The organism is Acidovorax sp. KPB24-03, from assembly GCF_057546605.1.
On sequence record NZ_BAAJYR010000083.1, the window covers coordinates 1 to 14,161 of the forward strand.

At 67.2% G+C, this 14,161-nt stretch carries 11 protein-coding genes and 1 pseudogene; 7 read left to right on the plus strand and 5 right to left on the minus strand.

Translation table 11 applies throughout. The annotated features are described in order from the left end of the window. On the minus strand, positions 1-738 hold a 738-nt coding region (locus AC27KI_RS11570), incomplete at its 3' end, for a methyl-accepting chemotaxis protein (RefSeq protein WP_487113906.1). A 212-nt stretch (positions 739-950) separates the two neighbouring features. Between AC27KI_RS11570 and dapC the strand changes: the two genes are divergently transcribed. From dapC to AC27KI_RS11600, 6 genes are all read left to right on the plus strand, one after another. Further along, positions 951-2,153, plus strand: a complete 1,203-nt coding sequence (gene dapC / locus AC27KI_RS11575) for a succinyldiaminopimelate transaminase (RefSeq protein ID WP_317355347.1) — start codon at positions 951-953, stop codon at positions 2,151-2,153. 8 nt (positions 2,154-2,161) lie between these two features. After that, a complete protein-coding gene (dapD, locus tag AC27KI_RS11580; RefSeq protein ID WP_272569511.1) occupies positions 2,162-2,986 on the plus strand; it encodes a 2,3,4,5-tetrahydropyridine-2,6-dicarboxylate N-succinyltransferase in 825 nt (274 codons plus the stop codon). Between the two features lie 83 nt (positions 2,987-3,069). Further along, entirely contained in the window at positions 3,070-4,230 is a 1,161-nt protein-coding gene (locus tag AC27KI_RS11585) for a PilT/PilU family type 4a pilus ATPase (protein WP_284431151.1), read from the plus strand. A gap of 40 nt (positions 4,231-4,270) precedes the next feature. Next, positions 4,271-5,446 (plus strand): succinyl-diaminopimelate desuccinylase, encoded by a 1,176-nt coding sequence (gene dapE, locus AC27KI_RS11590; protein WP_487113909.1) that lies wholly within the window; start codon positions 4,271-4,273, stop codon positions 5,444-5,446. Next, complete coding sequence (gene prmB / locus AC27KI_RS11595) at positions 5,443-6,384, plus strand: 50S ribosomal protein L3 N(5)-glutamine methyltransferase (protein WP_487113911.1); 942 nt, start codon at positions 5,443-5,445, stop codon at positions 6,382-6,384. Before dapE ends, prmB begins: the two co-directional genes overlap by 4 nt. A gap of 144 nt (positions 6,385-6,528) precedes the next feature. Then, positions 6,529-8,571 carry an ABC-F family ATP-binding cassette domain-containing protein gene (locus tag AC27KI_RS11600; RefSeq protein ID WP_487113913.1) on the plus strand — a complete coding sequence of 681 codons (2,043 nt, stop codon included), beginning with the start codon at positions 6,529-6,531 and terminating at the stop codon, positions 8,569-8,571. Between the two features lie 412 nt (positions 8,572-8,983). On the opposite strand, the gene phbB is transcribed toward AC27KI_RS11600, so the two are convergent. From phbB to AC27KI_RS11615, 3 genes are all read right to left on the minus strand, one after another. Continuing rightward, complete coding sequence (gene phbB, locus AC27KI_RS11605; RefSeq protein ID WP_487113915.1) at positions 8,984-9,721, minus strand: acetoacetyl-CoA reductase; 738 nt, start codon at positions 9,719-9,721, stop codon at positions 8,984-8,986. A 218-nt stretch (positions 9,722-9,939) separates the two neighbouring features. Continuing rightward, the gene (locus tag AC27KI_RS11610; protein WP_487089580.1) at positions 9,940-11,121 is read right to left on the minus strand and encodes an acetyl-CoA C-acetyltransferase; all 1,182 of its coding nucleotides are present in this window, start codon (positions 11,119-11,121) and stop codon (positions 9,940-9,942) included. A gap of 109 nt (positions 11,122-11,230) precedes the next feature. Continuing rightward, positions 11,231-12,955 carry a PHA/PHB synthase family protein gene (locus AC27KI_RS11615; RefSeq protein ID WP_487089579.1) on the minus strand — a complete coding sequence of 575 codons (1,725 nt, stop codon included), beginning with the start codon at positions 12,953-12,955 and terminating at the stop codon, positions 11,231-11,233. 133 nt (positions 12,956-13,088) lie between these two features. Here AC27KI_RS11615 and AC27KI_RS11620 point away from each other — a divergent pair, with 133 nt between their 5' ends. Then, a complete protein-coding gene (locus tag AC27KI_RS11620) occupies positions 13,089-13,436 on the plus strand; it encodes a hypothetical protein (RefSeq protein WP_487089578.1) in 348 nt (115 codons plus the stop codon). Here AC27KI_RS11620 and AC27KI_RS11625 read toward each other — a convergent pair. After that, positions 13,344-14,161 (minus strand): annotated as a pseudogene (locus tag AC27KI_RS11625) (purine nucleoside phosphorylase YfiH/LACC1 family protein); the annotation flags it as partial. The gene AC27KI_RS11620 and the pseudogene AC27KI_RS11625 overlap by 93 nt on opposite strands.

The following is a 14,161-nucleotide window of genomic DNA, read 5'->3' on the forward strand; positions in this document are numbered from 1 at the left end:
CACGGCGAATCCCCGGCCCTGCTCACCCGCGCGGGCCGCCTCCACCGCCGCGTTCAGCGCCAGGATGTTGGTCTGGAAGGCGATGCCGTCGATCACCGCCGTGATCTCGGCCATGCGACTGGCACCCTGCTGGATGGCCTCGACCGACTGCACCGCCCGGCCCATGGCCTGCGCGCCCGCATCGGCCGAGGTGCGTACCTGGGCCGCCTGCTGGTCCGCCGAGCGGGCGGTTTCGGCGTTCTGCTGCACTGTGGAGGACAGTTGTTCGACGCTCGCGGCGGTCTGCTCCAGATTGGCGGCCTGCTGCTCGGTGCGCTCGGCCAGCGCCCGGTTGTCCGCGGCCAGGCTTTCGCCGGCATGGGCAACCAGCGCGGCATTGCTGCGGATGTCGGCCACCATCGACGACAGCATGAGCACCATGCGCTCCAGCAGGCCACCCAGTCGGGCCATTTCGTCCTGCCCCACGATGCGCGGCCGCGCTCCCAGGTCGCCGCGCGCTGCGCTGTCCATGGCATGGGCCAGCACCGCGAGGTCGTCCGCCATGCCGCGGTGCATCGCCGCCGCCAGGTAGGCGACCAGACCGCTTCCGGCAGCGAACCACCACCAGCGGCCCTGCGTGGCCAGCGCCAAGGCCAGCATCGAAGCCAACGCGGTGGCCGACAGCAGCGCCATCTTGGCGGGCAGCGCCAGGCGGCGCATCAGCCGCACGCCCGGCCCCATTGGCGAAAATGAACCCATTCCGATGTCTCCCCAAGCGCTTTTAGTGCGCGAATGCTAAAGGCTGCGACTTACGCGCGATTGACGCGCGCCGAACCCGAAACCGTGCCACCGGCGGCGAACACGGCGTGCGCCGGCCCGTCTCCACCGCCCCGCCAACCCCTTCCCGGGGCCATTGCGGGTGGACGCGTACCCGGCGGAAGGCCGCGCTCCATCCACCATAATGGCGGCCCATGAATCCCCTGCTCTCCCACCTGCAGCCCTACCCCTTCGAGCGGCTGCGACAGCTCTTCGCGGGGGTCACGCCCCCCGCGTCGTACCGCGCCATCAGCCTCGGCATGGGGGAACCCCGCCACCCCACGCCCGCCTTCATCAAGGAAGCGCTCACCCAAAGCCTGTCGGGCCTGGCCAGCTACCCCGCCACGGCCGGCGAGCCGCGACTTCGCCAGGCCTGCGCCGACTGGATGCAGCGGCGCTACGGCCTGGCGGTGGACGCCGCCACCCAGGTGCTGCCCATCAACGGATCGCGCGAGGCACTGTTCGCCTTCGCGCAGACCATCATCGACCCAACGCGCGCGGGCGCAACGGTGGTTTGCCCCAATCCCTTCTATCAAATCTACGAAGGCGCGGCGCTGCTGTCGGGCGCCACGCCCTACTACGCGCCCAGCGACCCGGCCCGCAACTTCGCCGTGGACTGGGACAGCGTGCCCGAGGGCGTCTGGCAGAACACGCAGCTGCTCTTCGTGTGTTCCCCGGGCAATCCGACAGGCGCGGTCATGCCGCTGGCCGAATGGCGAAAGCTCTTCGAGCTGAGCGACCGCCACGGCTTCGTCATCGCCTCGGACGAGTGCTATAGCGAGATCTACTTCCAGGGCGAGCCGCCGCTGGGCGGGCTGGAGGCCGCGGCCCAGCTCGGCCGCGCCGATTTCCGCAACCTGGTCGCCTTCACCAGCCTGTCCAAGCGCAGCAACGTGCCTGGCCTGCGCAGCGGCTTCGTGGCGGGTGACGCCCGGCTGATCCAGGCCTTCCTGCTCTACCGCACCTACCATGGCAGCGCCATGGGCCCGGCCGTGCAGGGCGCGAGCATCGCGGCCTGGAACGACGAGCAGCACGTGGACGAGAACCGCGCGCTCTACCGCCGCAAGTTCGAAGACGTCACGCCGCTGCTGGCCCGCGTGATGGACGTGGCGCTGCCCGACGCGGGCTTCTACCTCTGGGCCCGCGTGCCCGACGCCCTGGGCCTGACCGATGCGCAGTTCGCCCGCGAACTGCTCGCTCAATACAATGTGACGGTGCTGCCCGGCAGCTACCTCGCCCGCGAGGCCGGCGGCGTCAACCCCGGCGCGCAACGCATCCGCATGGCCCTGGTGGCCGAAGCCGAAGAATGCGTGGAGGCAGCCCAGCGCATCGTGCAATTCATCCAATCCCATCCCTGAACCGACCCATGACCCAACAACTTCAGACCCTCATCGACAACGCCTGGGACAACCGCGCCAGCCTCTCGCCCGCCGCGGCCCCCAAGGAGGTGCAGGATGCCGTGGAACACGTGATCGCCGAGCTGAACAACGGCAAGCTGCGCGTGGCCACGCGCGAAGGCGTGGGCCAGTGGACGGTGCACCAGTGGATCAAGAAGGCCGTGCTGCTGTCGTTCCGCCTCAAGGACAACGAAATCATGAAGGCCGGCGAGCTGGGTTTCTACGACAAGGTGCCCACGAAGTTCGGCCACCTGTCGGCCCAGGAAATGGCCGCCACCGGCGTGCGCGTGGTGCCCCCCGCCGTGGCGCGCCGCGGCAGCTACATCGCCAAGGGCGCCATCCTGATGCCCAGCTACGTGAACATCGGCGCCTACGTGGACGAAGGCACCATGGTCGATACCTGGGCCACCGTGGGCAGCTGCGCGCAGGTGGGCAAGAACGTCCACCTGTCCGGCGGCGTGGGGCTGGGCGGCGTGCTGGAGCCGCTGCAGGCCAACCCGACCATCATCGAGGACAACTGCTTCATCGGCGCGCGCTCGGAAATCGTCGAAGGCGTGATTGTGGAAGAGAACTCCGTCATCTCGATGGGCGTGTACATCGGCCAGAGCACCCCCATCTACGACCGCGCCACCGGCGAGACCAGCTTCGGCCGCGTGCCGGCCGGCTCCGTCGTGGTGAGCGGCAACCTGCCCAAGGACAATGGCCGCTACAGCATGTACGCCGCCATCATCGTCAAGAAGGTGGATGCCAAGACCCGCTCCACCACCAGCCTGAACGACCTGCTGCGCGACTGACAGCCCCGCACGCCGCACCGCCCCGGATCCGATCCGCCCGTCCACCCGCGACCCGCACCCCGACGAACGAAAGAGCAATCCCCATGAGCACGATGGAACGGATTCTTCGACTGATGGCCGAAAAGCGGGCGTCGGACGTGTACCTGTCGGCCAACGCGCCGGCGCTGATCAAGATCAACGGCGAGTGCGTGCCGATCAACAGCCAGGTGCTTCCGGCCGACGCGCCGAAGAATCTGCTGGCCGAGATCGTCTCGCCCGACCGCATCGAGGAGCTGGAGGAAACCGGCGAACTCAACATGGGCGTGCCGCTCACCGGCGTCGGGCGCTTTCGCGTGAGCGCCATGCGCCAGCGCGGCAGCTACGCGGTGGTGATCCGCTTCATCGCGCAGCACATTCCGCCGCTGGCCTCGCTGAACCTGCCGCCGGTGCTGAGCGACCTCATCCTGGAAAAGCGCGGTCTGTTGCTGGTCGTCGGCGCCACGGGCTCGGGCAAGAGCACCACGCTCGCCTCGATGATCGACAGCCGCAACGAGCAACTCACCGGCCACATCCTGACCGTGGAAGACCCGGTGGAATACCAGTTCCGCAACAAGAAGTCGATCGTGAACCAGCGCGAGATCGGCGCCGACACGCAGTCGCTGCAGACCGCCCTGAAAAACGCCCTGCGCCAGGCGCCCGACGTGATCCTGATCGGCGAAATCCGCGACCGCGAGACCATGTCCGCCGCCATTGCCTATGCGCAGTCGGGGCACCTGTGCCTGGCCACCCTGCACGGCAACAACAGCTACCACGCGCTCAACCGGATTTTGAGCTTCTACCCCGTCGAGGTGCGTCCCACCATGCTGGGCGACCTGGGCTCGGCGCTCAAGGCCATCGTGTCGCAGCGCCTGGTGCGCACCCCGGCCGGCGACCGCGTGCCCGCCGTCGAGGTCATGCTCAACACCAAGCTGGTGGGCGACCTGATCGAGAAGGGCGACTTCTCGGGCGTGCGCGAGGCCATGGAGAAGTCCATGGCCGAAGGCTCTCAGACGTTCGAGGAGGCGCTGGCCCAGCTCATCCTCGAAGGCCGCATCGATCGCAAGGAAGGCATGGCCTATGCCGACTCGCCCACCAACCTGATGTGGCGGCTGCAGAACGATTTCTCCCTGGCTTCCAAGAACGCCAAAGCCCAGAGCGAGGCCGCGCGGGAAGAGGAAGACCAGCCATCCTTCACCGAGATCGTGCTGGACGTCAAGCCGTCCTGACCCGCCCCGCCCTCCTTCGCCCGAACCGCCTGCCCAAACGATGTCCCGAACCCTGCACCTGGCCGAACAGCTCATTGCCCGCCCCTCCATCACCCCGAACGACGCGGGCTGCCTGGAGCTGCTGGCCGACCGCCTTCGGCCGCTCGGCTTCGACTGCGAACGCATGGACAGCGGACCGGACGATTTCCGCGTCAGCAACCTGTGGGCAAAACGGCCCGCAGCGCAATCAGCACTAGGGCATGACGCTATCAAAACCATAGTATTCGCCGGCCACACCGATGTGGTGCCGACCGGCCCCGTCGAGCAATGGGGCAGCGATCCCTTCACGCCCATGCACCGCGGCGGCAAGCTCTATGGGCGCGGCGCGAGCGACATGAAGACCTCGATCGCCGCCTTCGTCGTTGCCGTGGAAGAGTTCCTGGCAGCCACGCCCGAGCCGGGCCTGCAGATCGCGTTCCTGCTCACCAGCGACGAAGAAGGCCCCTCGGTGGACGGCACCAAGGTGGTGGTCGATCGGCTGCGCGAGCGGGGCGAGGCGCTGCATTACTGCATCGTGGGTGAACCCACTTCGGTCGAGAAGACCGGCGACATGATCAAGAACGGCCGCCGCGGCACCCTCAGCGGGCGGCTCACCGTGCGGGGCGTGCAGGGCCACATCGCCTACCCGCAACTGGCGCGCAACCCCATCCACCAGGCCCTGCCGGCGCTGGCCGAACTGGCCGCCATCCGCTGGGACGAGGGCAACGCCTTCTTTCCGCCCACCAGCTGGCAGATCAGCAACATGCACGGCGGCACGGGCGCGACCAACGTCATCCCGGGTGCGGTGGTGATCGACTTCAACTTCCGCTTTTCCACCGAATCGACGGCCGAGGGCCTGAAGCAGCGCGTGCATGCGCTGCTGGACCGCCACGGCCTCGAATACGGCCTGTCCTGGACCTTGGGCGGGCAGCCCTTTCTCACGGAGCCCGGCGAACTGGTGCGGGCCGTGCAGCAGGCGGTCCTGGATGAAACGGGCCTGGACGCCGAGCTGTCCACCACCGGCGGCACCAGTGATGGGCGCTTCATCGCGCAGATCTGCCCGCAGGTGATCGAACTGGGCCCACCCAACGCCACGATCCACAAGATCGACGAGCACGTGGTCGTGGCCGACATCGAGCCGCTGAAGAACATCTACCGCCGCACGCTCGAGCATCTGAACGCACAGGCGGGCGCATGAGCGAAGCGGAGCAAACCACCGGTGCCCAGGTGCATGGCGACACGGTCGGCGCCCTGATCGCGTCGGGCACCGCGCGGCTGGAGGCCTCGGGCGTGGCCTTCGGTCACGGCACCGCCAATGCACGCGACGAGGCTGTGTGGCTGGTGCTGTGGCGCCTGGGCATTGCCCTGGACGAGCCGCTGGACGATGGCCTGGAGCCCGTCTCCGCCCGTACCGTGGCTGCGGCCGATCAAGCCCGCGTGGCCGCGCTCTTCGAAGAGCGCATCGCCACCCGCAAACCCGCGGCCTACCTGACGCGCGAAGCGTGGCTGCAGGGCGTTCCGTTCTATGTGGACGAGCGGGCCATCGTGCCGCGCAGCTTCATCGCCGAACTGCTGGTGAATCCGCCACCGGACGGCGGCATCGACGGGTTTCTGGGCGAGCAGACGCGGGCCGTGCTGGACCTGTGCACCGGCAACGGCAGCCTGGCCATCCTGGCGGCCATGGTCTATCCGGACGTGCAGGTCACCGGGGCCGACATCTCGCCTGACGCGCTGGCCGTGGCCCGCATCAATGTGGACAAGCACGGCTTGCAGGACCGCGTGGCCTTGCAACAGTCCGACGGGCTGGACGCTGTGCCGGGCCCGTGGGACCTGATCCTCTGCAACCCCCCCTACGTGAATGCCCAGAGCATGGCGGCGCTGCCCCAGGAGTACCTTGCCGAGCCCGCGCTGGCCCTGGCCGGTGGCCCGGATGGCATGGACTTCGTGCGCCGCCTGCTGGCGCAGGCGCCCGGCTGCATGAGCGAAGACGGCGTTCTGGTGCTGGAAATCGGCAACGAGCGCAGCCATTTCGAAGCCGCCTTTCCGGACCTGCCTGTGTTCTGGCTCGACACGAGCGCTGGCGAGGACCAGGTGCTGCTGATCACCCGCGAGGCACTGGTGGCACACCCGACCTGATTTCGCACTGCCGATCGGGGCGCCCAGGCGCCCTGCTCCCTTCGCGCGGGCTGCCGTTTGCGGCGCGCGCCGGGCTGGTGCTTGCCATCCAGCCCCCCGTTTTTTCTTCGGGCGTTTTTTGAACGCCCTTGCTGGTTCTTATCGATGATCACACTCAAAAACGTCACCTTGCGCCGCAGCGCCAAGGTCCTGCTCGACCGCGTCTCCGTCACCATCAACCCCGGGGAGAACGTGGGCCTGGTCGGGCGCAACGGCGCGGGCAAATCCAGCCTCTTCGCACTGCTCAACCGCACGCTGCACGAGGATGGCGGCGACTTCTTCATTCCACCGCAGTGGCGCATGGCCCAGGTCGCGCAGAACATGCCGGAGACCTCGGAATCGGCCACCGAATTCGTGCTCAACGGCGACACGCGACTGGCCGAACTGCGCCAAGCACTCACTAAAGCGGAGCAGGACGAAGACGGCATGGCCATCGCGCATGCCTATTCCGACCTGGCCGATGCGGGCGACCATGATGCCGTGCCGCGCGCCCAGGCGCTGATCCTGGGCCTGGGGTTCCGCGTGTCCGAGCTGGAACACCCCGTGAACAGCTTCTCCGGCGGCTGGCGCATGCGCCTGCAGTTGGCGCGGGCGCTGATGAGCCCCAGCGACCTGCTGCTGCTCGATGAACCCACCAACCACTTGGACCTGGACGCTCTGGTGTGGCTGGAAGCGTGGCTCAAGCGCTATGCCGGCACGCTGATCGTGATCAGCCATGACCGCGAATTCCTCGATGCCATCACCAACGTCACGTTGCAGATCGAGAACGCCCAACTGAACCGCTACGGCGGCAACTACAGCCGCTTCGAGGAACTGCGTGCCCAGCAGATCGAGCTGCAGCAGGCCTCGTTCGCCAAGCAGCAGGACAAGATCGCCCACCTGCAGAAGTTCATCGACCGCTTCAAGGCCAAGGCCAGCAAGGCCAAGCAGGCACAAAGCCGCGTCAAGGCGCTGGAGCGCATGGAAAAGATCGCGCCCCTGCTGGCCGAGGCGGAGTTCACTTTTGAATTCAAGGAGCCGGTCAACCTGCCCAACCCCATGCTGGCGATCAGCGACGCGTCGTTCGGGTACACGCCCGAGGAAGGCGAGCCGACGACCATCCTGCGGCATGTGAGCCGCTCCGTGCTGGCAGGCCAGCGCATCGGCATCCTGGGCGCGAACGGCCAGGGCAAGTCCACGCTGGTCAAAACCATCGCGCGCGAAATGAAGCCGCTGGCCGGCTCGGTCACCGAGGGCAAGGGCTTGTCCATCGGCTATTTCGCGCAGCAGGAACTGGACGTGCTGCGGCCTTCCGACAATCCGCTCGAGCACATGATCCGCCTGGCGAAGGAACTGGGCCCCAACGCCCGCGAGCCCAGCCGCGAGCAGGACCTGCGCAGCTACCTGGGCAGCTTCAATTTCTCCGGCGACATGGTCAAGCAATCGGTCGGCACGATGAGCGGTGGCGAAAAGGCCCGCCTGGTGCTGGCGATGATCGTCTGGCAGCGCCCCAACCTGCTGCTGCTGGACGAGCCTACCAACCACCTGGACCTGGCCACCCGCGAGGCGCTGTCCATGGCGCTCAACGAGTTCGAAGGCACCGTGATGCTGGTCAGCCATGACCGGGCATTGCTGCGGGCGGTGTGCGATGAATTCTGGCTGGTGGGACGCGGCGTGGTCGGCCCGTTCGACGGCGATCTGGACGATTACCAGCGCTACCTGCTGGAAGAATCCAAACGCCTGCGCGAGCAGGCCAAGGCGGCCGAGTCCGCGGCTTCGTCGGCACCCGTGGCGGTGGTGACCGCCGCGCCGGTGGCAGCGCCCGTTGCCCCTGCGCCTTCGGTGACGCCCGCGCCAGTGGCCGCTGCGCCCGTGGCGCGCGATGCGCGGGAGCAACGCAAGCTGGGTGCCCAGGCCCGGCAGCAGCTGGCCGAGAAAACCCGGCCCTTGAAGCGCGAGCTGGAGAAGGTCAACCAACGCTTGGCCGCGCTCACGGCCGAGAAAGCCGAGATCGAGGAACGCCTGACCCAGCCCCTGCCGCCGGCCGAAATCGCGGAAAACGGGCGTAGGCTGAAAGCCTGTGCCGATGAAACCGACCAGCTCGAAGAGCGCTGGCTGGAAATTTCATCTGAGGTGGAAACCCTCGAATCTCAAGCCGGCGAAGCGTAAAACCATGTAACCATTGCCACTGAATTCAGGTTTAGTGGCAAAGGGGGCCTCATTGATTAGCTACGTTTTTAGGAGCAAAAAAATCGCCGCCAACTGGTTGCGTTTTTTTTGCATTCTTCTGTCAACGGGCCTTCCGGGCGGGGCGTTGTTCATCCATCACAGGAGATAACCGTATGACTACCACCGCTATCATGTCCGCCTGGCCCGAAGACGAACGCGACCGCAAGCGCGCACCGGCCCGCCTCTAAGGGCTGGCGCTTCGGCCCAGAAGGCTCAGGTCACTTCGACACCACAGCCTCCGCCAGCGCCTCCTTCCCTTCTCCCCCATTTCCTCCCCCCCAAATTGAAAAAACCCCGCCTCGGCGGGGTTTTTGTTGCCTTGACGGGTGCCGCGAAAAACGGCATCCGCCGTTCAGCCCATGTGCAGCCCGCCGTTGACCGAGAAATCGGCCCCCGTGGCGTAGCCGCCCTCTTCCGAGGCGAGCCAGGCGATGATCGATGCGATCTCGCTCGGTTCGCCCAGGCGTTTGACCGGAACCGTGGCCACGATCTTTTCCAGCACGTTGGGACGGATGGCTTTCACCATGTCGGTGCCGATGTAGCCCGGGCTCACGGTGTTCACCGTCACGCCCTTGGTCGCCAGTTCCTGCGCCAGCGCCATCGAAAAGCCGTGCATGCCGGCCTTGGCGGCGGAATAGTTGGTCTGGCCGGCCTGGCCCTTCTCGCCGTTCACGCTGCTGATGTTGATGATGCGGCCCCAGCCCTTTTCCACCATGTCGCCCACGACCTGTTTGGTCACGTTGAACATGCTGTTGAGGTTGGTTTCGATGACCGCATCCCAGTCTTCGCGCGACATCTTGAGGAACATGCGGTCGCGCGTGATGCCCGCGTTGTTCACCAGCACGTCGATGGTGCCGTGATCGGCTTTGGTGGCCGTGAAGGCCTCCACGGTGGAATCCCAGTCGCCGACATTGCCCACCGAGGCATAGAAGGTATAGCCCAGCGCCTTTTGCTCGGCCAGCCATTTGGCGTGGTCGCGCGTGGGCCCGCAGCCCGCGATGACCTTGAAACCATCCTTGTGCAAACGCTGGCAGATGGCCGTTCCGATGCCACCCATGCCCCCTGTGACATACGCTACTTTCTGGTTCATGTGAGTTCTCCTTATCAACGATTCACGCGAGCACTCTAACCAAGATTCCACGCCCGGCCGCTGAGGAAAACACCGAGCCACACAAATTTTGACAAAGCCGTGCGGGCCCCGCGTGCTATCAGAACCGCAGCAGCCACGCCGCAGGCAAAAAAAAGCCGCACCGAAGTGCGGCTTTTGGCTTGATGCAGCAGCGCGGTGGTCGAAGCACCGCGCGCCGCTCAGGCCCGCTCGACCGCCAGCGACACGCCCATGCCGCCGCCGATGCACAGGGCGGCCACGCCCTTCTTGGCGCCGCGGCGCTTCATCTCGTGCAGCAGTGTGACGAGCACGCGGCAGCCGGACGCTCCGATGGGGTGGCCGATGGCGATGGCGCCGCCGTTCACGTTCACCTTGGCGGCATCCAGGCCCAAAGCCTGGTTCACCGCGCAGGCCTGGGCGGCGAAGGCCTCGTTCAGCTCGAACAGGTCCACGTCGTCCGCGGTCCAGCCGGCGCGCTTCAGCGCCTTGCGGGTCGCCGACACCGGGCCCATGCCCATCGTGGCGGGATCCAGGCCGCTGGTGCCGTAGGACACGATGCGTGCCAGGGGCTCCAGGCCCAGTTCGGCGGCCTTCTTGGCGCTCATCATGACCACGGCGGCGGCGCCGTCGTTCAGGCCCGACGCATTGCCCGCGGTGACGGAGCCGGCCTTGTCGAAGGCCGGGCGCAGGCCCGACAGGGCTTGCGCATTGGTCTTGCGGTTGAGGTATTCGTCGGCGTTGAAGAGCACGGGGTCGCCCTTCTTCTGCGCCAGGCTGACGGTCACGATCTCATCGGCGAACTTGCCGGCGTCCTGTGCCGCGGCGGCCTTCTGCTGGCTGCCCAGGGCCAGCGCGTCCTGCTGCTCGCGGGTGATGCCATGTTCCTTGGCCACGTTCTCGGCGGTGATGCCCATGTGGTACTGGTTGTACACGTCCCACAGGCCGTCGACGATCATGGTGTCGGTCATCTTCCAGTCGCCCATGCGCTGGCCTTCGCGCGAGCCATTGAGCACGTGGGGCGACAGGCTCATGTTCTCCTGGCCGCCGGCCACCACGATCTCGCTGTCGCCCGTGGCGATGGCCTGGGCGGCCAGCATGACGGCCTTCAGGCCCGAGCCGCAGACGGCGTTGATGGTGAGGGCGGGGGTTTCCTTGGCCACGCCGGCCTTCATCATGGCCTGGCGCGCGGGGTTCTGGCCGACGCCGGCCGTCAGCACCTGGCCCATGATGACTTCACCGACCTGGTCCAGCGGCACCTTGGCGCGGGCCAGGGCCTCCTTGATGACGATGGCGCCCAGTTCGGTGGCGGGGGTCTTGGCGAGCGCGCCGCCGAACTTGCCCACGGCCGTGCGAACGGCGGAAACGATGACGATGTCTTCCATATCAGTCCTTTTTGTGCAGAAACGGGAATCTTGAAATCGGGGAGCCCTGCGGGCCGCGGCGCGCCCGTGCGGCCGATTGTGTCAGCCGCACGGCACACACACTGCGGCGTCAGGCTTTTTGCTTGACGTAGCGCCCCGGCGCCGGTTCGGTGGCCTTGAAACGCGTGCCGCGGCCATAGGCCTTGGGCGCCGCGACCAGCTTGCCCGCATGGCCCTTGAGCCAGCGCGACCAGTCGGTCCACCAGCTGCCAGGGTGCTCGGTGGCGCCCTTGAGCCATTCGTCGAGCGTGCCGGGCAACTGGCCGTCCTCGCGCAGCCAGTGGCTGCGCTTTTTCTTGGCGGGCGGGTTGATCACGCCGGCGATGTGGCCGGACGCGCCCATCGCGAAGCGCTTCTTGCCCGGCAGCACCTGGGTGGAGGCATACGCCGCGTCGATGGGCACGATGTGGTCTTCGCGCGAGCCGTAGATGTACACCGGCAGATCCACGAGGTTCAGGTCGATGGCCTCGCCGCACACCGTGAGCCGGCCGGGCCGCACCAGGTTGTTCTCGAGGTAGAAGTTGCGCAGGTACCAGGCATAGAAGGGCCCGGGCAGATTGGTGCTGTCGCTGTTCCAGTAGAGCAGGTCGAACGGCGGCGGCGTCTCGCCCTTGAGGTAGTTGCCCACCACGTAGTTCCACACCAGATCGTTGGGCCGCAGGAAGCTGAACGTGGAGGCCAGGTCCTGCCCCTTCATCATGCCGCCCTTCCCCATCTGCAGCTCGCGGAACTGCACGAACGCCTCGTCGATGAACACGTCCAGGATGCCGGTGTTGGAAAAGTCGATGAGCGTGGTGAGGAAGGTGGCGCTCGCCACCGGCTCTTCGCCGCGCGCGGCCAGCACGGCCAGCGCATTGCTCAGGATGGTGCCGCCCACGCAGAAACCCAGGGCGTTGATCTGCGCCGCGCCGGTGATGTCCTGCACCGTGCCGATGGCGGCCAGCGCGCCCTGTTGCACATAGTCGTCCCAGGTTTGATGGGCCAGCGAATCGTCCGGATTGCGCCAGCTCACGACGAAGGTGCGGTGCCCCTCGCTCACCGCATGGCGGATCAGCGAGTTCTCGGGCTGCAGGTCGAGGATATAGAACTTGTTGATGCACGGCGGCACCATGAGGAAGGGCCGCTCGTGCACCTTGTCCGTGAGCGGCTTGTATTCGATGAGCTGGAACAGCGCGTTTTCGAACACGACCGCCCCCTCGGTGGTGGCCACGTTGCGGCCGACTTCGAACAGGCTTTCGTCGGTCATCGAGACGTGGCCCTGGCGCAGGTCGTGCAGTAGGTTGGCCACGCCCTTGGCGATGCTCTCGCCTTGCGTTTCGATGGCTTTCTTCTGGGCCTCGGCATTGAAGGCGAGGAAGTTGCTGGGCGCCATGGCGGCCATCCATTGCTCCACGCCGAACCGGATGCGCGCGCGGGTCTTGGCATCGGCTTCGACCGCATCGACCAGGCCCATGAGGGTGCGCGCGTTGAGCAGGTAGGCCGCCGCCGAGAAGGCGGCCACGGGGTTCTGGGCCCAGGCCTCGCCGCTGAAACGGCGGTCCGCGCTGGCATTGGCCTGCGCCCCCTGCGTCCACAGCGCGGTGGCCTCCTTCACATACTGCTGCTGCAGGGCCGCGAGCTTTTCGGGGGCGAACTGCACCGAAGCAGCAGGCGCCTTGGCGAAGGCGCCGGCAGCGCCCGCCGGGGCGGCCTGCTGGAAAGCCTGCATCGCCTGGGTCCAGCCCTTGCCCAGCATTTGCTGGAACTGCTGGAATGCCTGGGGGTCCGCTCCCCAGGGTGCTTCAGAATCCGCCATGTTCGTCTCCTCCACAAGAATATGCATGGCCGCGTCCGGGGCGGACCATTGCGGCCATTGTTGCCGAGCGGCGAGCACCGTGGCAACGCCGCTTGCCTTTTTTCACCAACTGCCTTCCAACCCAGGCCCTCACATGTATCTCGTTGTCATTGGATGGCTGTATGTCACGCTGCTGATGGCGGTGGCCGAAGCCATGGCCCCGAACGGCACGGTGCTTGGCGCCCTCATCACCTTCGCCCTCTACGGGCTGCTGCCCATGTCGATCGTGGTGTACATCCTGGGCACGCCGGGCCGCAAACGCGCGATCCATGCGCGGCAGCTGGCCGAGCGCGAGGCCGCGCAGGCGGCAGCCGCAGGGCAGACGCCCGCCCCCACGCCAGCGCCGACATCAGCCGCCGACGGCGCGGTCGAGCCAGATGCAGGCGGCGAAGCGCCCGCTGCCACCGAAGGCGCTGCCGTACCGGTGCGAAAAGAACCGTGACGGCTGGCCCACGGTGCACCACGCGGCGCTGCCGTCATTGCCGTGGACGCGGTCCACGCCCAGGGATTGCAGCCGCTGCCGCGCCAGGCCGGCCAGATCGGCGAGGTATTTGCTTCCGCCTTGCGGGCTGAAATGCCGGGCGGCCGCAGGCAGGGCGTCGCAGAACGCGGCGCGCACTTCCGGGCCCACTTCGAACGCCGTCGGGCCGATGCAGGGGCCCAGCCAGGCGATGCAATCAGCCCGGGAGTCGGCCCGGGAGTCGGCCGCCGGCTCCGCCACGGATTTCTGCGCCGGCGAAGCAGATGCTACATTTTTTATAGCAATATGCCCTAGTTCTGATTGTGCTGGAGGCCTAAAACACTCCAAGGCTGCTTCCAGCACGCCGCGGCCGTCCTGCCCTGCCAGCCCCCGCCAGCCCGCATGCGCGGCCGCCACGCGGGTGCCGCGCGCATCGGTCAGCAGGACCGGCAGGCAGTCGGCCACCATGATCGTGCAGGCCACACCCGGCCCGGTGGCCGTGCAGGCATCGGCCTCGGTGCCGTCCGGGGTGTCGGGGCCGAGCGCGGCCACCTGCCAGCCATGCACCTGGCGCAGGAAGACGGGCCGGGCCGTCTGGCCGCCGCCCCAGCGCCAGCGCGTCGCCCAGGATGCGCCGGTTGGCCTGCACCGCCTGCGGATCATCCCCCACGTGGTCCGCCCAGGTTGAGGGCGCCGTAGGGCGCGGC